This window comes from Microbispora sp. H10836 (assembly GCF_012999525.1).
Lineage (GTDB): Bacteria > Actinomycetota > Actinomycetes > Streptosporangiales > Streptosporangiaceae > Microbispora.
In genome coordinates, this window is record NZ_JABBWU010000071.1 from 1 (window position 1) to 851 (window position 851).

Annotated in this window: 1 protein-coding gene and 1 pseudogene; both read left to right on the forward strand. The window is 70.7% G+C overall.

From position 1 onward, the window contains the following. Positions 1-526 (forward strand): RICIN domain-containing protein (locus tag HHX30_RS40305; RefSeq protein ID WP_169989213.1); only part of this gene is annotated, 526 nt, incomplete at its 5' end. 78 nt (positions 527-604) lie between these two features. Next, positions 605-851 (forward strand): annotated as a pseudogene (locus HHX30_RS40310) (esterase); the annotation flags it as partial.

Sequence of the window (851 nt, forward strand, 5' to 3'; positions counted from 1 at the left end):
CGCCGACCTGATCGACGGCATCCACCCCACCGCGACCGGCTACGACAAGATGGCCGCCGCCTGGTACGCCGCACTCCAGACGGTCTCCGGCAGCATCGGCCAGCCCGGCGGCACTCCCAGCCCGAGCGCGACGCCGACCTCTCCGGGCGCGGGCGCGATCGTGGGAGCAGGCTCCGGCCGGTGCCTGGACGTGGCCAACGCGAGCACCGCGGACGGCGCCCAGGTGCAGCTGTGGGACTGCAACGGCCAGACCAACCAGACCTGGACGTCCACCTCGGCCCAGGAGCTGCGGGTGTACGGCAACAAGTGCCTGGACGCCGCCGGCACCGGCAACGGCGCGAAGGTGCAGATCTACAGCTGCTGGGGCGGCGACAACCAGAAGTGGCGCCTCAACTCCGACGGCACGATCCAGGGCGTCCAGTCGGGGCTGTGCCTGGACGCCGCCGGCGGCGGCACGGGCAACGGCACCAAGATCCAGCTCTACTCCTGCTGGGGCGGCACCAACCAGAAGTGGACCCGCGGCTGACGGGACCCCCTCCCGCCGACCACCCCGCTTCCTGGCCGGACAGGAATCCGGTAACACGCAAACACGGAAGGACATGGTGTGAAACGAAGGCTCAGAGCGATACTGGCGGCCGCCGCCCTGCCCCTGGTGATCGCGAGCATGCTCCTCGCGGCCCGGCCCGCCGCGGCCGCGTCGCTGACCCGGGTCACCGGCTTCGGTAACAACCCGACCAACCTGAACATGTACATCTACGTGCCCGACAGGGTCGCGGCCCGGCCGGCGCTGCTGGTGCTGGTGCACTACTGCAGCGGATCCGCCAGCGCGATCTTCAACGGCAACGGGCACG